At 48.6% G+C, this 20,888-nt stretch carries 20 protein-coding genes; 9 read left to right on the top strand and 11 right to left on the bottom strand.

Annotated elements, in window-relative coordinates:
* The first annotated feature begins 36 nt into the window (after nucleotides 1-36).
* The 6 genes from W01_RS12225 to W01_RS12200 all read left to right on the top strand — a co-directional run bounded on the left by W01_RS12225 (nucleotide 37) and on the right by W01_RS12200 (nucleotide 4,486).
* Nucleotides 37-978: a serine/threonine protein kinase gene (locus tag W01_RS12225; protein WP_173055099.1), complete on the top strand. Its 942-nt coding sequence runs from the start codon at nucleotides 37-39 to the stop codon at nucleotides 976-978.
* Nucleotides 966-1,370: a YchJ family protein gene (locus W01_RS12220; protein WP_242006962.1), complete on the top strand. Its 405-nt coding sequence runs from the start codon at nucleotides 966-968 to the stop codon at nucleotides 1,368-1,370. Before W01_RS12225 ends, W01_RS12220 begins: the two co-directional genes overlap by 13 nt.
* A gap of 198 nt (nucleotides 1,371-1,568) precedes the next feature.
* Nucleotides 1,569-3,224: a peptide chain release factor 3 gene (locus W01_RS12215; protein ID WP_173055097.1), complete on the top strand. Its 1,656-nt coding sequence runs from the start codon at nucleotides 1,569-1,571 to the stop codon at nucleotides 3,222-3,224.
* A 25-nt stretch (nucleotides 3,225-3,249) separates the two neighbouring features.
* Nucleotides 3,250-3,465 carry an RNA-binding S4 domain-containing protein gene (locus W01_RS12210; protein WP_173055095.1) on the top strand — a complete coding sequence of 72 codons (216 nt, stop codon included), beginning with the start codon at nucleotides 3,250-3,252 and terminating at the stop codon, nucleotides 3,463-3,465.
* A gap of 5 nt (nucleotides 3,466-3,470) precedes the next feature.
* A complete protein-coding gene (gene arfB, locus W01_RS12205; RefSeq protein WP_173055094.1) occupies nucleotides 3,471-3,884 on the top strand; it encodes an alternative ribosome rescue aminoacyl-tRNA hydrolase ArfB in 414 nt (137 codons plus the stop codon).
* Nucleotides 3,885-3,928: 44 nt separating this feature from the next.
* Nucleotides 3,929-4,486, top strand: a complete 558-nt coding sequence (locus W01_RS12200) for a YaeQ family protein (protein ID WP_173055092.1) — start codon at nucleotides 3,929-3,931, stop codon at nucleotides 4,484-4,486.
* An 88-nt stretch (nucleotides 4,487-4,574) separates the two neighbouring features.
* Here W01_RS12200 and W01_RS12195 read toward each other — a convergent pair whose 3' ends face one another.
* From W01_RS12195 to W01_RS14750, 3 genes are all read right to left on the bottom strand, one after another.
* Nucleotides 4,575-5,462, bottom strand: a complete 888-nt coding sequence (locus W01_RS12195) for a hypothetical protein (RefSeq protein WP_173055090.1) — start codon at nucleotides 5,460-5,462, stop codon at nucleotides 4,575-4,577.
* A 24-nt stretch (nucleotides 5,463-5,486) separates the two neighbouring features.
* Nucleotides 5,487-7,688: a S8 family serine peptidase gene (locus W01_RS12190; RefSeq protein WP_173055088.1), complete on the bottom strand. Its 2,202-nt coding sequence runs from the start codon at nucleotides 7,686-7,688 to the stop codon at nucleotides 5,487-5,489.
* A gap of 278 nt (nucleotides 7,689-7,966) precedes the next feature.
* A complete protein-coding gene (locus tag W01_RS14750; RefSeq protein WP_445082548.1) occupies nucleotides 7,967-8,083 on the bottom strand; it encodes a phosphoribosylformylglycinamidine synthase subunit PurQ in 117 nt (38 codons plus the stop codon).
* 224 nt (nucleotides 8,084-8,307) lie between these two features.
* Here W01_RS14750 and W01_RS12180 point away from each other — a divergent pair, with 224 nt between their 5' ends.
* A complete protein-coding gene (locus W01_RS12180) occupies nucleotides 8,308-8,565 on the top strand; it encodes a YaeQ family protein (RefSeq protein ID WP_256380148.1) in 258 nt (85 codons plus the stop codon).
* Nucleotides 8,566-8,571: 6 nt separating this feature from the next.
* On the opposite strand, the gene W01_RS12175 is transcribed toward W01_RS12180, so the two are convergent.
* The 6 genes from W01_RS12175 to W01_RS12150 form a co-directional block, all read right to left on the bottom strand.
* Nucleotides 8,572-9,333 (bottom strand): zinc ribbon domain-containing protein, encoded by a 762-nt coding sequence (locus W01_RS12175; protein ID WP_173055082.1) that lies wholly within the window; start codon nucleotides 9,331-9,333, stop codon nucleotides 8,572-8,574.
* Between the two features lie 52 nt (nucleotides 9,334-9,385).
* Entirely contained in the window at nucleotides 9,386-9,538 is a 153-nt protein-coding gene (locus W01_RS12170; RefSeq protein WP_173055080.1) for a hypothetical protein, read from the bottom strand.
* Between the two features lie 184 nt (nucleotides 9,539-9,722).
* Nucleotides 9,723-10,667 carry an L-lactate dehydrogenase gene (locus W01_RS12165; protein WP_198421286.1) on the bottom strand — a complete coding sequence of 315 codons (945 nt, stop codon included), beginning with the start codon at nucleotides 10,665-10,667 and terminating at the stop codon, nucleotides 9,723-9,725.
* Between the two features lie 106 nt (nucleotides 10,668-10,773).
* Nucleotides 10,774-12,111 (bottom strand): FAD-binding oxidoreductase, encoded by a 1,338-nt coding sequence (locus tag W01_RS12160; RefSeq protein WP_173055078.1) that lies wholly within the window; start codon nucleotides 12,109-12,111, stop codon nucleotides 10,774-10,776.
* Nucleotides 12,112-12,169: 58 nt separating this feature from the next.
* On the bottom strand, nucleotides 12,170-12,469 hold the full coding sequence (locus tag W01_RS12155; RefSeq protein ID WP_173055076.1) for a putative quinol monooxygenase: 300 nt from the start codon (nucleotides 12,467-12,469) through the stop codon (nucleotides 12,170-12,172).
* A 327-nt stretch (nucleotides 12,470-12,796) separates the two neighbouring features.
* Nucleotides 12,797-15,217: a Lon protease family protein gene (locus W01_RS12150; RefSeq protein WP_173055074.1), complete on the bottom strand. Its 2,421-nt coding sequence runs from the start codon at nucleotides 15,215-15,217 to the stop codon at nucleotides 12,797-12,799.
* Between the two features lie 514 nt (nucleotides 15,218-15,731).
* Between W01_RS12150 and W01_RS12145 the strand changes: the two genes are divergently transcribed.
* Complete coding sequence (locus W01_RS12145) at nucleotides 15,732-16,970, top strand: HD-GYP domain-containing protein (protein WP_173055072.1); 1,239 nt, start codon at nucleotides 15,732-15,734, stop codon at nucleotides 16,968-16,970.
* A 125-nt stretch (nucleotides 16,971-17,095) separates the two neighbouring features.
* Here W01_RS12145 and W01_RS12140 read toward each other — a convergent pair whose 3' ends face one another.
* Both W01_RS12140 and W01_RS12135 read right to left on the bottom strand, forming a co-directional pair.
* Nucleotides 17,096-18,040, bottom strand: a complete 945-nt coding sequence (locus tag W01_RS12140) for a GDSL-type esterase/lipase family protein (protein ID WP_173055070.1) — start codon at nucleotides 18,038-18,040, stop codon at nucleotides 17,096-17,098.
* Nucleotides 18,041-18,340: 300 nt separating this feature from the next.
* Nucleotides 18,341-19,612: a hypothetical protein gene (locus tag W01_RS12135; protein WP_173055068.1), complete on the bottom strand. Its 1,272-nt coding sequence runs from the start codon at nucleotides 19,610-19,612 to the stop codon at nucleotides 18,341-18,343.
* 493 nt (nucleotides 19,613-20,105) lie between these two features.
* On the opposite strand from W01_RS12135, the gene djlA reads away from it, so the two are divergent.
* Complete coding sequence (gene djlA / locus W01_RS12130) at nucleotides 20,106-20,888, top strand: co-chaperone DjlA (RefSeq protein ID WP_173055066.1); 783 nt, start codon at nucleotides 20,106-20,108, stop codon at nucleotides 20,886-20,888.

The following is a 20,888-nucleotide window of genomic DNA, read 5'->3' as shown; positions in this document are numbered from 1 at the left end:
TCGCCCACTTTCTCTTCACTTACCCCCGATTGCGTCATGAACGCGCTGGAAAGTTTAAACTGCCGTAGCGATGGCCGCCTGTTAGCACTAAACAGCTATGAAAATCGTGTCTATCAGGTAGGCATGGAAGAAGGCTCGCCGCTGGTCGCAAAATTCTATCGGCCGGAACGCTGGACGAATGCGGCCATACTCGAAGAACACGCTTTCGTGCAGGAGTTGTTCGAACGCGAAATTCCAGTGGTACCTGCTTTGGTGCTGGGTGGCAAAACACTGCACACCTTCGACGGATTTCGCTTTGCCGTTTTTCCTAAGCGCGGCGGACGTGCGCCCGAACTTGAAGATCGAAACACACTGGAATGGATGGGGCGCTTTCTGGGGCGCATCCACGCCATTGGTGCGCTCAAACCGTATCAACATCGCCCCACACTGAATATAGCGAGTTTCGGCGTAGAACCGCTTGATTTTTTACTGACCAATAATTTTATTCCGGCTGATCTTAATGCTGCGTATCGCAGCGTAGCAGAGCAGGCACTGGCTGGAGCGCGTCATTGCTTTGAGCGTGCCGGCAGCAATGTCAGAACGCTACGCCTGCATGGGGATTGTCACGCAGGTAATGTGCTATGGACGGATGACGGTCCGCACTTCGTTGATTTTGACGATAGCCGCATGGGGCCTGCTGTGCAGGACTTGTGGATGTTGTTGTCGGGCGAGCGTGCTGACATGGTGCGGCAGTTGAATGACGTGCTGGCAGGTTATGAAGATTTTTACGATTTTGATTCTCGTGAGCTGCATCTGGTCGAAGCACTGCGCACCTTGCGCCTGATTCATTATTCCGCCTGGCTGGCTCAACGATGGGGCGATCCAGCCTTCAAGCAAGCCTTCCCGTGGTTTAATACTCAACGCTATTGGCAAGATCGCATTCTGGAATTGCGCGAGCAGATCGCGCTGATGGACGAGCCACCACTATGGCCGGTTTGATTGATATGCAAGCTCGTTGCGCTTGCGGCAACAATAAAAAATTCACAGACTGTTGCGGGTATTATATCGAGGGCAACACGCCTGCCCCCAGCGCTGAAGCCTTGATGCGTTCCCGCTATGTCGCTTACACATTGGGATGCGATGATTACATACTGGCAACTTGGCATCCATCTACACGTCCCGCCCCGCAGGATGCGGCTGATAAAGTTAAGACAAAGTGGCTGGGGTTGGAGGTGAAACGCCATGAGTACAATCTTCAAGAACCGAACCGCGCCATAGTGGAGTTTGTGGCACGCTACAAAGTGGGTGGTCGTGCACACCGACTGCACGAAGTGAGTCGCTTCGTGCGCGAAGGTGAACGATGGTTTTATGTGGACGGAGATATTCGCTAAGGCTACGCTGAATAAATCCGTTCGCGTTGAGCCTGTCGAAACGCACTCCCTGCAAATTAATAACTTGCAAATGGCTTCGACAGGCTCAGCCCGAACGGAGGGACTTGTTCAGTATTGCCCTAAATTAGTCCCGGTATTTTAGAGCTGGTTAGAAGTATTTAATTTATTGGTATACATATTTTTACGAGAACAATCATCATGGCAACGGATTCTGTAACACAGCCTGTACTACAAGCAATTGACACACCCGTACCTGTCTCGCGTGATTTAATCACGCGCGAAGTGGCGCGCCGTCGCACCTTCGGCATCATCTCTCACCCGGATGCGGGCAAAACCACGCTGACCGAAAAATTACTGCTATTTTCCGGCGCGATTCAATTGGCGGGTACGGTGAAGGCTCGCAAGAGTGGTCGCCACGCAACATCCGACTGGATGGATATCGAGAAGCAACGCGGTATCTCTGTAGCCAGCTCAGTGATGCAATTCGAATATCGTAACCATGTCGTAAATTTGCTCGATACTCCAGGCCACCAGGATTTTTCCGAAGATACCTACCGCGTGCTCACCGCTGTAGATTCCGCGCTGATGGTTATTGACGCCGCCAAGGGCGTGGAAACGCAAACCATCAAATTGCTCAACGTGTGCCGTATGCGCAACACACCCATCATAACCTTCATTAACAAGATGGACCGTGAAACACGCGACCCAGTGGAATTGCTGGATGAGGTTGAGTCGGTACTTAATATCCAGTGCGCACCGGTGACTTGGCCGCTGGGAATGGGCAAGACTTTTCGGGGTGTCTATCACTTATTACGCGACGAGATTCTGCTGTTCGCGGCGGGCGAAGAACGCGCCGATCAGGATTTTGAAATAATTAAAGGCATCGATAACCCGCGCCTTGTGGAAATGTTCCCATTGGAAATAGGACAGCTTAAAGCAGAAGTTGAACTACTACACGGAGCTTCTCATCCTTTTGATCTTGCCGCGTTTCTGGCTGGCACGCAAACCCCCGTATTCTTCGGCTCCGCTATCAACAACTTCGGCGTGCGCGAAATTCTTAACGCACTGTTAGATTGGGCACCAGCGCCGCGTGCACGCGATGCCACTGTACGTGTGGTCGCACCTAACGAGGCACCTTTTACTGGCTTCGTGTTCAAGATACAAGCCAACATGGACGCAAATCATCGTGACCGCATCGCCTTTTTGCGTGTTTGCTCCGGGCGCTTTGAGCGCGGCATGAAGATCAAACATCTGCGTATTAACCGCGAAATTCGTGTGTCCAATGTCGTCACTTTTATGGCCTCCAGCCGAGAGCAGGTAGAAGAAGCCTACGCCGGCGACATCATCGGCTTACCCAACCACGGCAACATGCAGATCGGCGACAGCTTTTCCGAAGGCGAGTTATTGCAGTTCACCGGCATTCCTTATTTCGCGCCAGACTTCTTCCGCTCCGTGCGCATCCGGAACCCGATCAAGGTCAAGCAACTGCATAAAGGTTTGCAACAGCTGGGTGAAGAGGGCGCGGTGCAAGTATTCAAGCCAGTGAGTGGTGGTGATTTAATTCTAGGCGCGGTCGGCGTGCTGCAGTTCGATGTGGTCGCCAGTCGCTTGATGGGCGAATACGGCGTGGATGCTGTATTCGATGGCACCAATACCACGAGCGCACGCTGGGTAACTTGTGACGACAAAAAAATGCTCGCCGATTTTGAGAAGGCTCTATCGCACAACGTCGCCTACGATGCCGCCAACAACATGGCCTATCTCGCACCGAATAGCGTCAACCTCAAACTCACCCAGGAACGCTGGCCGAAAGTAGTTTTTCACGCCACGCGTGAACACGCGGTGAAGCTGTAGTCGATTTTCTTCCATAAAGACTTCCATGCAACAATTTGAATTCAAGCTTAATGGCGAATTTATCGAGCTGAACCAACTGCTTAAAATGGTTGGCGTGTGCGATAGCGGCGGAGCGGGTAAGAAACTGGTCGCAGAAGGTGTGGTATCGGTGGACGGGCACATAGAATTGCGCAAAACCTGCAAAATACGTGCAGGATCGGTGGTAACCCTAGGCGACGTGCGCATCACAGTGCTTGCATAATTTTCATGCTGTATATCTCCCACAACGTTACCATTGCTGATCATGAGATCGAGTTAACCGCCGTGCGTGCGCAGGGAGCGGGCGGACAGAATGTCAACAAGGTTTCCAGCGCTGTGCATCTGCGTTTCGACATCAATGCCTCATCGTTGCCGGAAGCATTTAAAGCGCGGCTCCTTGAACTGCATGATCACCGTATCACCAAAGACGGCGTGATAATCATTAAGGCGCAGGAATTTCGCAGTCAGGAAATGAATCGTGGTGAAGCATTACGACGCTTGAAGGAGTTGGTGCAGAGTATCGCGGTGTTGCCCACCGTCCGTCGTGCAACAAAACCTACGCGCAGTTCGCAAAAAAAGCGTATGGACAGCAAAGCCAAGCATGGTGTAACCAAAAGTATGCGTGGCCGGGTGGTGGAATAATTTGGCAGAAGCCTACTTCTGCATGAGACGAATCCAGGAGCTATATGGCTATTAAAGCAACCATCTTCAAAGCCAATCTGCAAATCGCGGACATAGAACGTCACTATTACCAGGACCACGCGCTTACTCTTGCACGACATCCTTCTGAAACGGACGAGCGCATGATGGTGCGGCTGTTAGCCTTTGCGTTGCATGCCCATAAATATCTGGAGTTTGGCCAGGGGATGACCGCTGATGATGAGGCGGATTTGTGGCGGAAAGATTTAACGGGTGTGATTGAGTTGTGGATAGATGTCGGGCTTCCCGACGAAAAACTAATACGTAAAGCCTGCGGCCGCTCTAATCAGGTGATTGTTTACACCTATGGCGGTCGCGTCGCAGATATGTGGTTCGCACAAAACAGCAGTCAATTCGAACGGCTCAAGAATCTGAGCGTGATTAACCTGCCGCTGGAAAATACCCGCGCCATCGCCAAGCTGGCTCAACGCAATATGCAGCTGCAATGCACCATTCAGGATGGGCAGGTATGGTTGAGCGATGGGAATGACAGTGCGCAGGTGGAACGGGTGTTGCTAAAAGTACCGTCCACTCATGAGTATTGAATACAGCTGATCGGTGTTTATGTTTTTGCCCCGCGTATGCGGGGCAAAAACAATGGCAATCTTCAAGGCTTGAAACATATTTTGCAGATTAAAAAGATAACCGCGTAATTTCTTTTGTCCCTGTGATGCCGTCCACTGTGTAGTTAAAGGTAGCACTCGAATAATCGTGGAATATAAATGTACCCGTCCCAACCGACGTTACGGTAAGTTGGCCGGGGTTGTATGTTGTGCCCAGATACGTCCCCGTGGTTTTGTAGATAGGGCCAGAATAAGCAGTAGAGCTTAACCATTGTCCCGGCTGGAGCGTATACCATATAGGCTGGCCCGCTTGGTCATACACAAACCACGCGGCAAATATCCGGTCACTGGGGTGTTGCATGATACTGAAACCCATGCCGGATTCCTGTGGGTTCCACCAATGGTCGGTATAGTCAACGAGAGGAACCGGGCCGGTTTTACCGGCATTGTTGTCGGTGACGGTAAATTGCACTGAGCCAAGTTGTCTTGGCTGAATACCTGCGCCACCAGAAGGTAAATCAATTGTTTCAAAAATATCAACATTGAATACACCTGATGGTAATTGCCCCAGCTTGATATCTACATCCATGATCGAATTCGGCAATGCAACAAAACCTATATTACAATTGCCCGTCCTTAGGTCTACTCTAATAGTTGAGCTAATTTGTTTAACTTGGGTACTAGGAAAACCGTTCAGGCACATGTTGTAACTGTGTATTCTGAGTACAACTGACTCAAGACTTTTCGGATTGGCTGGATGTATTGTTATATTTTCTGCTGTAGCCACTGCCATCATCCCCGTCGCCATCCCGATCACAATCATCTTTTGTGCGAACAAGAAATCATTGATTCGAAAATTGCACAGCACATTTTTAATATGTACGCACAGGCGCATTAAGCTGCTATTCAACAAATGTAGTAACACTACGCTCATCATTTTTTTATACATGTTTTTCATAATGATTACCTTTCCATTCCCACATTAATACGTAGCCGGACGGCCGCCATTATTCAAATAAACATAGCCTAATGTCACCAGATTTTGGGTATATCCCTGGTTTGCCATGACGGTTTGCTTTTGCTGCGGGAAAAGGGCGTAATCGTCCAGAGCCGCGTTGTAAGCGCGCATCAACGGGGTTGCGTTGGCGGGTTTGCTCAGGCTGGTTGGGTATATGTAGCCCTCAATACCATCCAACTTGTAATAGGCTGATCCAATATAGCTTTGCGCCTCTGCCAGGCTCGTTGTGTAAAAATGGCTGACGTGCTTAGGGTTGGTTCCGCATATTGAAACTCCGGGATCGCCGCATTTCCAGCTTAGCCTGTACAACGGTTTGAGCTCTACGCTGGTGCTAAATGGGTTTACGTGGGTTGAGAATACCCATACTTCCGCAAGTGGGCTGGTATAGCTGACGAGCTGAGGTGCTGCAAACTGGGGGTATTCATTTATTGTTGTGCCGTAAGGAAAATATTGTGTGGCGGTTTGGGCATAAGGGAGCATTCCGTATGTGAGTGAGGCACGCGCCATCTGTGGCACAACGGTATAGAAATGATCTGTTGCTACGCTGCTGTAATGGCTAAATAGCGGAGTTAATCGATTAGTAGTTGCCAGCACATTATTGACCGCAGTTGCCGCATTCGGTACGCCATAGCCGCGCGTGGTGTTAGGGGCGGCGGCATTGTCACCTGAGCTTAACAGTGCGTTGGTAATTTGGCTGGCACTTAATAACGGGTTAACGGTGCGCAATAGTCCAATGATACCCGTGATATGTGGGGTCGCCATGGAAGTGCCGGTACAAACTCCGTAGTTTGGCCCCTTGGAAGTTCCCATTGATGAGCTGCTTCCACAACGACTGGTTGTATTCCAATTCTTTCCATAATAAAACGATGACAGAACATCCCGGCCAGGAGCAAGAATACCGTGAGTTTCCATTCCTGGACCGGTGCTTGATCCTTGGACGTACCGCTGTGGGTTCTCTTCAGTCCAGAGATTTCCTCGTGTCCCGGAGTATGCTTGGGTTGCGCCAACAGCAATTGTGTAAGGGCTTATCGCCGGATAATTAAGGGTTGTCCCGAGCCCATACCCACTACCACCCACGCTGCTATCATCATTGCCCGCAGCAGCCACGACGATTACCTCTCTGAATGAAGCCGTCTTAAGTGCAAGACAATAAGGGTGATGAACGTTTAGAGTACAGTTTGGATCCCTACCCCCTAAACTTAGATTGATCGCTTGCGCCCCTGATTTGACAGCCCAATTGATAGCATTGGGTATGTCGACTATGTCATCTAGAGTAATTCTTGTATTAACAATGATCCGACTTATCTTTGCCACCATCAAGGTGCAATACCAGCAAACGCCTGCCCCTCCTATTGAAGATGGATTAGGGTAGCCTGAAGCCACGCCAAGCCGACTGGTCGCTGCGGCCATGATCCCGGCTGTATGTGTACCATGTCCCGCAAAACCCGCAGGATAACCTGCGATAATTAGTTGGTCTGGATGCTCATCAACATCATCACCTCCCGCCACATTGAACGTAAAGTGCGAACGCCATGCTTGCGTCAAATCTTCATGTACTGGAATACCCGGTACCCTACCACTTTGAACGCCGTTATCCAGGTGAGCGAGATAAGCCGTGCCACGGACAGTATTCCAGGCAGCCTGTAAATTTAATGGGTTGTTGATACCCCATTGGTAATTTTGAACGGGCGTGGTTACCGGATATAGTGGGTCGGAAGGGGCAACTGAAAATTCACTGAAAGTACTTTCTTGGACAAAGAGCACGCCAAGGTCATTTTTCAATATTGCTTTAGCCGCCATGGTGCTAGCAGTATCTGGATATTCAAGAACGACGTAGCGATGGAGTAATTCTTCCGGGTCGTCATCCGGCAGGGTGGCGCGGTAGTCATCCGGCAAGCGGTGGGTGAGTAGTAAACTGACTCGTGACGGATGGGAAAATCGCCGGCTGTGGTCCGCTGAGGCAGATTGTGGATTTTTAAATTCCTGTTCCAGATCTTCAGCTTTGATGGGGTGGTGAGTATCGTTTTTGCTGTAATTCAACAAAACGGCAAGTTTGCGTACTTCAGGTGTAGTGGCTTCTTTATCCGCCAGGGCGTTGTTACTGAAGAGCGTGAAGCCAGTAAGTATTAATAAGACCGTAAGACCGTGAGACCGTTGCATGTTCATCGTGTCTCCTCCTGTAGGTTTAGAAGTTCGCCAGTGTGATGGCCGCACCACAAGCTACGAACAGGCTCGACCATACGCCGGTTATGCATATCAAGCAATAGAGTTGGTTAGATTGAATTAGCCGGATTGAGTGGGATGCATCATTCCAATTTTTTGCCACCACGGTATCGTATAGCTCATAACGACGGAAGGCGGAGACGGCTTAGATCACCTGCCCGGTGTTAGACTCGGTTTCTCAGTACGAAGGTTACGCCTTTACTACCCTAAGCGGAGAAAGACTAATCAACCCACGTGCACGCATTCTGGAATATTTTCAACCACGTGCCAATTCCTTTCCAGCCTGCTGGATGCCAGGAATGCTGCAACGCACGGAATAAACGTTTTGGATGCGGCATCATGAAAAATAAAGGCTGCATTCAGCAGATGAGCAGACAAAATCCAGCGAGCCTCTATCCGATATTACGGATACCCGGCTAACCGTAAATACCACCGTTTACCATAAACAGCCTGACCTTTCTCATTCCTTTTTTCAGGACATTTCTATAAATTCATAGCGCTAAGCAAAACTAGGCGCGAATACAAAATATTAACGCAGCATATAATTGATATGTCATGAAATATTTTTTATAAACAACGACGTGTTGCGACGAAAGCAGATATGTGGTTCGCACAAAACAGCAGTCAATTCGAACGGCTCAAGAATCTGAGCGTGATTAACCTGCCCATGGAAAATACGCGCGCCATCGCCAAGCTGGCTCAACGCAATATGCAGCTGCAATGCACCATTCAGGATGGGCAGGTATGGTTGAGCGATGGGAATGACAGTGCGCAGGTGGAACGGGTGTTGCTAAAAGTACCGTCCACTCGCGGACATTGAGCGCAACTAGTCGGCGCTCAACGACTTAGTCAATTTCAATCGCTGCCGCCACAACACAGCACCTGCCCAACTTAGCGCGACAAGCATAACCAAGCCGCCAAACGAATGAGCCAGCGCGCCCCAGTGCTGAGCATTGGAGCGCTGACCAAAGCTATCGAGTAAATATATCCAATCGTGCGGGCCGTCTTCGCCGACGCTACCTCCGAGCAAAATTAATTGCGGTCGCAGTGCATCATAAATGTAGGGTGCAAGGTCTATCAAGCTGACACTTGTCCACCATAGCCCGATCGCTGCACCGAAGTTGTCGCGATTTTTCCAGATAAAGGCAATGGCAATCCCGCCGGGTAATGCCAGTTGGAACAAGCTGCCGCCGAGGATAGTAAGCCACTGACCGAAGGGCATAAACAACACGTGCCCGGCCTCGTGGATGGGAAGCAGGATGTTGTGCATGAAGGAGCCGCCAATCTCGCCGCTGCGGTAATCATAAGTAAATAGTCTCCAGCTCCACCCTGTCAGAAGAACGAGCAGCAGACAACGTCCATAGAAAGATAGCTCATCCATCTGTTCCTTGGGCGTGAAAAAATCTTGCGTGTATTTGCGCCAACTACGAGTGGTCGTATCTGGATCGACATCGTAGATCACGGTGGCTTCTGTTAATGATTGCCACTTAAAAAAATAAATACCGCAGGCAGGGCATGCGGCATTGCTCGGTAAAGATTGCGGTAACTTGTATCCGCACTTGGGGCAATCAGTGTAGGTATCAGGCATTACTCTCGCGCTTTACTGGCAAGCCAGCCACCGAAAACTACACTGTACTGATTTAGGTAGACGAGCTTTCATCGTTAACGTGACCGGACTGGTCTGAGGAAGACGGGGCTTTATCTTCTAATTTGCGCTGCTTTTTTTCTTCTTTCTTTTTTTTCTTGGCTAATTCTTTTTGACGCTTTTCGAATTGAAAATTAGGTTGTACCAATTTGTCGCCTTTATTATTAGGATTTATTTAAATGCCCGATTTGCAGTCGCTATTTTCACACATTTACGACTAGGCATGGGGGGTGCTTTTGAAGGCCTGGTGCAAACCGCGAAAAATTGATTTCATGCTGGCAATGAAACGTTTTGTGGATGGCTTGCCGGACCACCGCGTCAAAGGCAATCCCTCAATACCCCAGGCTGGCGGCACTGCTTTTGATCAGCAATGCACTCTCATGCAGCGCTTTCCGTTCATCCTGATTCATCGGCGGCCGTAGCGTGGCTTGAATCCCCGTTTGTCCGATTATCAACGGCAGAGAGAGCGCAACGTCGGTCACACCTTCGACCTCCGGCACCACCGAACAAGCGGTAAACACCGTGCGTTCGTCATAAAGAATGCAGCGGCTCAAGCGTGCAAGCGCGGCACCGATCCCATAATACGTGGCACCTTTGCCATCGATGATACGGTAAGCGGCGCGGCGTACGCTTTGGTCAACCTGATTTTTAAAATCAGTCGTCAACGGACAGCCGCACAAAGCGGCAAACTGTTCCAGCGGAATACCCGCTATCTCGGCACCTGACCACAGCAGCACTTCTGAATCGCCGTGCTCACCCAGCACATACGCATGCACCGAACTCGGTGAAACCTTGCATAACTCTCCAAGTAGCGCACGAAAGCGTGCGGTGTCCAGGATGGTTCCGCTCCCGAGCACTCGGCCCGCCGGTAAACCGGCCAGCCTGTGTGTGATTTGCGTCATCACGTCAAGCGGGTTGGTCGCCACCAGCAGAATGGCATCTGCCGCGTGCCGCACGATCCGCGGCACAATGTTGGCAAAGATGGCGGCATTCCTTTGCAGCAGCTGCATGCGCGTTTCACCCGGCAGCTGACCGACACCCGCTGCCACAATCACTAATCCACATCCGACCAGATCGGAAAAATCACCACTGCGAAGATGAACCGGATGGGAAAAAGGAGTCGCGTGCAGGATATCCATGACATGCGCTTCGGCCAGTGCGCGATTTTGATCGACCAGTACCAATTCACTGCCCACTCCCTGTAACACCAACGAGTAGGCGGTGGTACTGCCGACCTGTCCGATACCGACGATGCCAATTTTCAATGCAGTATTCAATATAGCCTCCCAAGCTGGATGACATGAACAACAATTTTTCAGTTTCTCTCTACGTTTGGCCTTAAGCCAGGGCCACAGAAGGCTGCCACCATTTTATTATTTTCTTTTACTCGAGAAACTGCTCGTAGTACTTCGTTGTAAAACGCGGGTAAGCCAACTTTTTCGGAATTTTTACGTCGCCAGGCACTAACCATTGTGTTTGGATTGGTGAGACATTGCCGCCAAGCGAATTAATCGCCAGTTTATTATATTCCTGTGCGAAACGTTGCCAGCGAGGTTCTGCAGGGTTGGAACAAATCGGGTCAAACGAGAATGAAATCCCGGTACCACCCGAGTAAAGTCCGAAAGGCTTCTTCTCTTTTTCCGGGCGATGAACGAAATAGGTCGCCCATCCGTTCGGTGCATAGCCGGTCTGCTGTTCAAAATCCTTGGTAAATTTATAGGAGTCGACGATGACACGGGTAAGTTGCGTGATATCGTGCTCATAAAACTGGAAGTCAAGACGGCGCTCATCCGCTGATGGGCGCCAGTACTCATTAACAAAGTCATGGCGGGAGTAGATAAACTCTTTGGGTTGCGGCACTTCGACCCCCTCAAATCCGTGCTGGATCGCCAAGCGCTTTGCGATGCGAAATTCCTCACAGGCAGGCTGTGACGAAGCGGGCGTTACCGAACCGAAACCCGCCTTGAATCGCTTATCTAAGAAACTCGCCAGTTGATTGAGAAATACAATCGCAAACAAAGCGTCACACGCCTCACGTTTGCTAATCAACCGATAGGCAAGCTCCTCCGGCGACTGAAAAACTTCCAATGATATCTCCGACCTGCAAAGCGTAGCCGGGCGCACTTTGATTTGGCATTCGACGACGATGCCGGAGAGTCCAAACGAACACTTGAACTCATGAAACACAATGCCATCCTTATAGTCAGACAGTGTGCAAAGCTTGCCTTTGTCGTCAACATAGGTCAGCGCGACGACATGCGTGGAAAAATAACCGAGGCCATCCAACGATGAATCCTTGGTATCTCCAACCGCGACGGAGCCTACGGTGGCCTCGCCGATTTCCGCCTGAAACGGGATTTCCATTCTACGTGCCTGAAGCCACATGTTGAGCTTTTTAAGGCGGCACCCCGCCTGCACCCGAACCACCTTTCTTCCTGTGCTGTCTGATTCGAGGCCTAGAATTTCGTCGAGCTTACGCGTACACAACATCGTCCCGCCGTCATTGACGATAGTAGATGTCACCGATAGCAGTGAACCAACCGGATGTACAGGGGTTGGAAACCGCTGCTCGTCGCGCACCACGGCCTGCACATCAGCGTAGCTTATCGGTTCGACATAAACGGCGGGTTTCGTTGTATGGCTCAGTCCCCAATTACTGCGAATGTGGCCTTCATTTTCAAGCAAGCCATGATAGGGTTGAGAGATCGTAATATCGTTCATTGAGCACCTCGAACTGATGATTGGGGACGACTAATCAATCGTAAATTACTGATGCTATTTATCGGAGAATCACATACTTTCTGATATCAGGCGCTTTGGCGAGCAACGATTGAGCCTTCGAGAAAGCATCTTGTACATGAGAAGATGTCATATGCGCATCTATCGCCGAATCGCTGATCCATTCTTCAATAAAGACGAACTCGGCAAGGTTGGTTTTATCTTGTATGAGCTGATAGCTGACGCAACCCTTTTCTGCTCGCGTAGGTTCAACAAGACCCAGCAATACAGATTTAAGTTCCTCAACTTTATCGAGCTGAGCAGTGATCCTCGCGATCACCCTTACCACTTCACCTGACATGTATTACCTCCAAGTATCAATTTTTTAATACTATTCCGATGGTAATTACATAATAAAACCACACATAAAAAAGACGAATAAGCAAATTGCTTATTTTTGATTAAACAAAACTCTTAAAATATGCGACGCACTTAATTTTAAAGAAGCTATAGGAAAAGCATCGAAGTACCAAAAATTAGAACCGGGCTAAACAATTCCATCAAAGGTGTTATCCATTAACCTTCCGGGTAACAGGGTCGGCATGTATCAAAAGCTTTGTGCCCAGTGCTGATATTCAGAAAATAAAAGACGCACTGCATGAGGATCTTTGAAGCCTGCTCCCGTTACTCAACGCAAATGCTTGCGTCCTTCCTTCGGATGTTCCTGCACCTGACAGGCGCGGCGATAGGCCAATAAGGTTTTCTGGGCGTGGCCCAGCACGCTGTCATAAGGATAATGACCCATTCCGTTCGCGATGCCGACCGGGAAACCGGTAAGCAGTTCTATGCCTTCGTTTGTATGCTCTGCGGTGTAGATATGAAATAAACCTTTAGCGACGGCCTCGATGACCTTGTGTTCCAACATCAGATTCCGGCGATTACGGTGTGGAATCAGCACGCCCTGGCTGCCGTCCAAGCCAGCCGTTTCGCAGACGCGAAAATAACCTTCTATTTTTTCGTTAATTCCACCCACCGGCAACACTTCTCCGTACTGATTGACCGCGCCGGTAACCGCAATACCTTGCTTGAGAGGCAAACCCGACAAAGATGAAAGTAAAACATAAAGTTCGGCACAGGAAGCAGAATCACCCTCTACCCCGTAATAGTCCTGTTCAAAAACAATTGAAGCATTAAGCGCGAGCGGTGCAATATGGGCAAATAAAGCGGACAGATAGTTCTGCAAAATGAACACGCCCTTATCGTGGATCGGCCCGGACATTTCCACCTCGCGTCCAATATTGAGCAAACCATCTTCACCAGCAAAGGTGCGCGCCGTGACTCGTATTGGAAAACCAAAACGGTAATCCCCCAGATCTATCTGGGAAAGACCGTTGAGCTGGCCCACCTTCTCACCATGCACCGTAATCAGCAAATCACCTTCTGCAATGGATTCTTGCAAGCGCTGAGCGGGATAATCGTGGCGCAAGATGTGCGCCTGAAGTGCAGCCTCTACATCCGCTGCATCAACTAAAAGGCCGGCACGAGCGCGGCAGAGCGCAGCACTTTCCATTACCAGGGCCTCAGTACGGGCGAAGATCGCGCTTTGACGAGATTGGTCGTCCGCTTCTCGATGGGAATCTTCTAGCAAACGTGCTACGGCGGCGGCGGAAAAATGCGGCAGCCCCATCTCCTGGCAAGCATGGGCAATAAAAATTGACGAAGCACGGCGAGTTTCAGCACTGGATAAAAAGCTTTCGGCAAAGTCTACTTTGACCCGAAAGCGGCGTGCGAACTCCGGATCCTCCTCCTGCAACTCATAATACTGTTCGCGCGAACCAATCAGAATGATCTTAACTTCAACCTTCACGGCTTCGGGTTCAAGGGAGACGGCCGCAATCGGTGTAAGAGCGGTACCCGGCTCTTCGATTTGCAGCTTGCCACTACGCAACAAGCGCCGCAGCTTCCCCCACACCATATCATCGGCCAGCAAATCGCGTAGATGCAGCATGAGAAAACCCCCGTGGGCTTTGTGCAAACTCCCAGCGCGGATGCGGGTAAAATCAGTTACCAGCACATCGCTCCCGGTCTGATATTCAATACTGCCAAACAGTGAACGGAATAATGGATTATCTTCAACGATTACCGGCGCACCGCTCAGGCCATCATTGTCCACTACCAGGTTAACCCGGTAACGGGATAATACTTTGCTTAATACCTCCTGCCGACTTTCCTCATCCGTATCGGAAACCTTGAACTGCTCAAGATGATCGAGTACGTCCTGCATGACCCGCTCCAGATAAGCACTAAGCTTGACGTCATCTTTGATCTCCTGTTTCAATCCGTCCCTGATTCCCTGTAATTCATGATTCAACAACGGCTCCACGACTTGGCGCCGCAAGACCGCCAAAGCATCATTCATAGCCCTCTCCAGCGGCCGGGTTTTCTCAAAATAGCTGGTAATCTTCGCGTGCAGTTCCTGCTCAGCCTGCTCTATCTCAGCCCGGTGTTCTTTCGGCAATACAAGCACTTCATCTTCAGTAAGTGCATGCCTTTCTTTATCCAATAAAGTGAAAACCATACGCCCTGCCTCACGCTGAATAGCAAACTTGCGGGCTTCGGCAAATGCCTCGAGTTCGGCGTAGTTCTTGCTTTCTTCTTCCTTGTAGATTTTTACAATGCGCTCGCTTTCCACTTTGAAACCCTGCCCCTCCAGACATTGTGGTATATCTGTCTGCAGGGATATCGTCATATGCACCATGAGTTGGCGCAGCAGGCGTCCCTGCCCGGCAGGCAAATACAGAGCCTGGGGTCTTTCCGGTGCGTCGAAATTATGCAGATAACATAAGTCAGGCGGCACCGCTTTATTTGCGGCGGCTACCTGCATCGCTTGTCTGAGTAACGAAGTGCGGCCACTGCCGACTTCACCCAATACGAACAGGTTATAGTCCGGCTGATCCATTCCAAGACCAAAGCGGGCGGCCATTTCCGCGCGCTCCTGCCCGATCCAGGGTAGTGGATACGTCAGCAATTCTGAAGTATCAGAAAACCCGAGCAAATTGGAATCGATGTTGATACGCAGGTCGGCGGGCGTCAGATTTAAGATCAGCATTTTTAAACCACAGAGTTACACAGGATTTTCGAATTGTAACCATTAATCTGGATTACATTATTCCTGTGTCAAGACAAATACGCTTCTGAAGATTCGCACAGCATTGCTAACTCAGCCAATTTAATCGCCATGCTCACCGAGCTTTTCCAGCTTGGCTTGCCATCTCATGTATCACGTAACGAATGCGTAGCCGGAACTCCGCTACTCCGAGCCGGGAGGGATATGTCAGCATGCTGAGTACTACGTTGATTGGCTTACTCAGCAAAAGCTGGCAGTATAAGAAATAATTCTTGGCATTCTATTGATTCGGCCAGATTATGTCTGAAGTCCGTTCGCCTTGAGCCCGTCGAAAGGTGGATGGGCTTCGACAAGCTCAGCTCGAACGAAGTTAATACTTCACCGTGCCGGATCAATCAAAAATAAGACAAGCTCATAATCCAAATCAGCACGCGCTTGCACCAAATTGCACTCAATTTGTTGCTTACCGCTACCCAAAAATATATTGGACTTAGTCGTGATCACTTTCAAACGCAAAGTTGCACTCAAGATTGCGATGGTATCGCTGACCCTTGCCAGTATTGCCAGCCCTCTGGCTTGGTACATATCGCGTCTAAATGCCGAGAAAGGCATCGTCTCTTTTGCCATGGAAGAGTCACACCGCCTGCTAATGCACCGGCCCGACTCTCATGAGATAAGCGTAAATGCCGAAAAGGCTGCACGCACCTTGGCAGAGGGATTATTTGAGATTGCAGAAATCTACGATTCAAACGGAATCAAACTGGCCGAGGCCATGACTGCTGAGGGGCAATTACTTGAGCAGGAAATCCACCATCACGCGCCGCCAAGCTATCAAACCCCCATTTATGAAAGCTTTAATTTGTCCGCAGATCGTTGGGTCTTGCAAGTATTTACGCCCTTGCGGGAGGAAAATGGAAATCTGGCGGGCTATTTCGAAGGGACTCGTCTTGTCCCCGCGTGGCAGAAAAAACAGATTCTGATGGATTCTCTTATGGTCGCTTTGATGGTGGGATTGGCATCTTTACTGTGTGGTGGCGTGCTATTCCCCGTCGTGATTCGTCTCTCCTCCGAAAATCAACACAAAGCTCAAGAGTTGCTTGAATCGCATATTTCGATGATGGAGGCGCTAGGACGTGCGATTGCCAAACGTGATTCGATTACGGGCACGCACAACTATCGTGTGGCATGGGTCTCCGCCATCCTGGCCGAGACTCTCGGAATTAAGGGAGACCGGATGCAAGCATTAATTGCCGGCAGCTTTTTACACGATACCGGAAAAATCGGGATTCCCGATGCGATTCTGCTCAAGCCAGCCAAGCTGACAGAGGATGAAATGAAAGTGATGCGCACTCACGTTACAATCGGCGAAGAAATCATCACCGGCAGTGGCTGGCTGGATGGCGCTAGAGAGGTAGTAGCCGCCCACCATGAAAAATGGGACGGCTCAGGGTATCCGCGAGGACTAGCCGGTGAAGCCATCCCTTTCCTTGCACGCATATTTGCCATAGTTGATGTATTTGACGCCCTGTGTTCAAAACGCCCCTACAAAAACCCGCTACCGCTAAATGAGGTAATGGATATTCTTCAGAAAGGATCGGGCACCCACTTTGACCCAAAATTACTCAAGGTATTCTCGAGCATTGCCAGTAAAGTTTACGAAACGACCGTTCACGCATCTGAAGCAGAAATGAGAGCCCTTATGAAAAAAATGGTGCGACGACACTTTGGCAACTGATTACAAATGCAAAAACAAACGGCGAACGCAGTTGAAGTATCTCTCACAAAGACAACCAGGAAGGCAGAAAATGAAAAATAAAATGGTAACGCCCTTTTTTAATAAAAAATTGGGACAGCAATAGGTTACAACTTAGCAATGACCTGTGCGAACTTGCTAGTCACCTTTTCGAAGCCACTTTCACTTGGATGCAACTCGTTATCCCAGTCGTCTTTGTAGTTATTCGCCGCTGATAGTGTCCCGCGCAGATCAATATAATGCACATGAGCAAATTCTGGGAGCGATGCGACTTTACTAAGCATCGTGTTAAAACAATCTATAAGTTCTTTTGCTATACCAATTCGAGCTGGAAGTTTATCGAAACCTTTCTCGCGAAACCCCGGCTCAAGCCAAGGTCCAGGCAAAAACCACCAGCCTCCAAGAAATCCTCGTCCATCTGGGACAGGATGGTCATACCCGTGAATTATGATCGGTAGAGAACGACCGATACGCATCTGGCATACGTTTGTGATCTTGCTGATGATGGTCACATAAGCAATCTTCATCCGCTCGTTTATTATTCCATCTACTATAGTTTTGTTTAGTCCGGCTATTGCAGATTCAGCGTGATTTAACAACATCCCAAATTCGTCACCTGCAATATCATTGCCACCGCCGGACAGGAGAATTGCACGAGGAACAGGGCCATTACGAAGCACTTTTTCAATACGGCGCGTGAACTCTTCGAGTTGCCCGCCGGAATAGGCCATATCTTCAACTCTGTCACCTTTGTTAGCCACAGATTCAACGTCATAACCATAGTGATCTTCTAGAATTCGCAAAACATCATGAAGTGGATAATCAAACCAAGAATCTCCTTCAGCAACCAACACATCATTGGCTTGCGGCCCAAGTGATTTTTGTATCGCCATCATCTCAGGTTCTAATGCAGCCATGCTGCGCACTGATTTAGGTAGTGCAGTAATCGCAGCTTTTCTCTTTTTAAGCTCTTTGTCTCGAAATGAAATTATGGATTCAGCCTGTCTGCGACCCATTGCCATTGCTTCTTGAATTGCTGTATCAGAAATCATGATTTGTTACTCCATATGTGAGTTTATACACAACCTCTTAATCTCTGCTTACCTGCTCCCGAAGCTTGATACATTTATTCGTCGCATCTTTTTCTGGTATTGCAGCTTCCTTAAACCTTGGTCATTCTCGTTTACTAAGGAGACGCTAATTAATTCAAAATTTTACGTAATTGCGCACGTAATAAATTGATTCCTAACCATGTGAATTTTAAAACGCAAATTAATCAGCGCCTCCCTAAAACCATCCAGCCTGATTTATTCGTATGGCGGATTCAATTCTTTCTGCAAGCTTGTCCATGTCTACTTGCCTTGAGCCCTTTTCAAATTCTTTATTTGCTCGGATATTTCAAGAGTTTCTTTCAGAGACTGAGCGGCTTTAAGATCCGCTTGAGCGGCATCATCTTTCAACTTTTTTGTAAGAAAGTCGAGACAGGCTTGCCGTACTGCGCCGTCCTCCGGCTTACTATTTAAGACGCTGTAGCAAAAAAATGAGGTTTCATCACCCTGATCAAAGGAACGTTTAACGATCTTATCAACAACGAAAGCAACAGCCTTTATTGTTTCGGATTTTGCCTGTTCAATATTAGAATCAGCCTCTGTTTTAGGCGATAACAAAAGCGCGTTTGTTGTTGCAGTTGAAACACCCGGCTTACCTGCAAGGCTAGCGAGAAGGTCATAATGATTTTTAGCACTGTTAAACTCTTCTTTTGCTATCGTGAGTTTGCCTTGTTTTTCTTTACACTTTTTTAGCTTTGTTTTGTCCTCTTCAGCCGTCACCTCATCTTCTTTTTTGGCCATCAATGTTGCACAAGAGCCCTCTGGATTGTCGATCGCGGCGAACTCTTTTTGTGCTGTTTCGGAAGCAGTTTTTTTCTTGGCCATCTCTTTATTGGCATTGTCCAGGCTAAGGATCGCATCATTTGTTGATTGCCCTGTAGACGCGCTTCCGGTTGCGGCAATGACCACCGGCTTGGGCAGCACGGTGCCCGTCAATTGCTCGATTGCCAAGATTGATGTCATGATTCGTTGATCTCTCGCCGCGATGATGGGATATTCAAACGCACCGATCTGCCCGTTCAAGAACCTTTCGCAAGTACGGTACATCATTTCTTTCAGCATATTGATGGTTTGTGTGCGAGAAATGGTAGATCCCATTTCGCTGCTTGAAAACGCGGCCTGCAAGTCGATATTCATGGATTTAGGGTCAGCTGCTTGACCGAAACTGGCACCACCGCTAAACGCTTGGCCTAACACGGAAAATACATCCGGACTTGGTTCAGCACAGTAACGTCGAAATTGTTCGATCTTTTTTGGTTCAGCTGGCATGGCTGGATGGCCTTTTGTAGCGGGTGTGTCTGGTATAGCGGGTGTGGCTGGTTTTGCCTCAGTCGTTTCTGTAACGACATTGCTAACCAGGAATCTTCGCTTGGCATCAACCGTTATTACCTCAGATTGGGCGGAGTCGAGCAGATCTACCTGGTGTACCGAATAATGATTGGCGCTGCAGCCACTCAGCACTGCGGTCGACATGAGCGTACATTGCAGCAGGTTCATTTTGCGTAAAGTTGACATTTAAATATCTCCTTGGTTAATAAGAGGCGGCGGTTGGCTGGTAATAGTGGCGCTCAACAGGTTAAACAATGATTACGGATCCAATGTTAAAGAACATTATGCATGGGTGCTAAAATAACAAAATAAGCAAAATCCTTATTTTTTAGAAAAACTCGGAGCAAAAAACAGTTGCCCGCCAATCCTTTTTCACTGCTTCGCCCACAAGGCTAGCGGATCAATTTCGGGATACACTCTGACGATATATTGCGCAGTGTGAGAGCTTGATGGAGATCCAAATAAAATATAATGTTAGTCAACCTCGTTCTTTCCTGGCTGCAACTGATGCATCAGGGGTGATGGATGGTCAATTTTTAGAACGACATTTAATCGTGGTGAAAAACCCTTCACTAAATACAAAAAACTGTCTAAAGTCAGCGAACTGTAAGAGTCCAGTTAATACCCAGTTACTTGCGGCGGGGGCTTTGTTTTTTCTCATCTAATCTTTGGAGTTGCCTTGTTTAAACTAATTGGTGTCTTATTAGGTTTTTATTTTTGGAGTTTTTTCGGGGCTTTTATTGGTTATTTACTAGGGAGTTTTATTGATCGTTATCGAGCTTATGGTATGGGCGGAGTTAACCCGCTTAGCCAATCCCAACGGCAATCAGTATTTCTTGAAACTGTTTTTATTTCAATGGGTAAACTGGCTAAAGCGGATGGCCATATATCACAAGATGAAATTGATCATGTTGAACAGTTCATTCAAAAACTGGGAATGTCCGCTGAGCATAGGCAACAGGCCATTGCCCTTTTTAAGCAAGGAGCCGATGCAAATTTTGATATTAAGCCGAACTTAAATAAATTTATTGCCATTTGTGGCAATACGAATGATTTAAAGCAAATGTTGCTGGTCTATCTCATTGTCATGGCTTTATCTGATGGGCATATTCATTCAGATGAAGAAACAATGCTAAAAGACATTGCCCGACATTTTGGTTATGACGAGGCTGCATTTAAGCGAATACTGGATATGGTTTTAAACCAGTCGCACTTTGCTGGGGGGCAAATATCTTCCGCCACCAGTTTGGACGATGCCTATAAAGCGCTGGGAGTAAGCAAGGAAAGTAGCGACCAAGAAATTAAACGCGCTTACCGCAAGTTAATGAGCCAATATCACCCTGACAAGTTAATGGGCCAGGGTGTCCCTGAAGACATGATCGCTGTAGCAACTGAACAAGCAAAGGAAATACAGATTGCTTACAATTTAATTATTACAAGTCGAAAGAAAACGGGGGCGTAA

Origin of the sequence: Candidatus Nitrotoga sp. AM1P (genome assembly GCF_013168275.1) — a bacterium.
Lineage (GTDB): Bacteria > Pseudomonadota > Gammaproteobacteria > Burkholderiales > Gallionellaceae > Nitrotoga.
This window is presented reverse-complemented; position numbering and strand designations above follow the sequence as displayed.